Raw genomic sequence first — 399 nt, forward strand, 5'->3', positions numbered from 1 at the left:
CGATTTGCTGGTAGTAGGAGCCCATGCGCATGGTGGCGCGCCGGTAGCTCATGATGGTCTGCGACGAGATGTCGGCATGGTGGCCGATCATGGTGTCCTCGAGGCTTTCCATGGCGTCTTCCATGGAGGAGAACCAGCTGAAATCGTCGGCGATGAGCGTCTTCATGAAGGCGTACAGGGTATGCGAGGTGGTGGGCTTTGTGAGAATGCCCGTGGCGGCCACTTTGTCCAGGGTCTTCTGAGCGATGTCGCCGTCGTCGATGAGGATGAGGTGGTCGGCTTCCAGGTAGAACGACATGGTGTCCGGATCGCCCGTGGGGTCGGACTTCTGCGGCTGCACGCCGGAGCTGCTCGTGCGCAAACGCGGCGATGCTGTGGCGTCGATGTGCCTTGCGGGAA

The 399-nt window shown here is 61.4% G+C and carries 1 pseudogene; it reads right to left on the reverse strand.

Annotated features, from left to right (window positions below):
- Positions 1–399 (reverse strand): annotated as a pseudogene (locus NE591_RS12985) (hypothetical protein); the annotation flags it as partial.

Origin of the sequence: Adlercreutzia sp. DFI.6.23, from assembly GCF_024462535.1 — a bacterium.
GTDB lineage: Bacteria > Actinomycetota > Coriobacteriia > Coriobacteriales > Eggerthellaceae > Adlercreutzia > Adlercreutzia rubneri.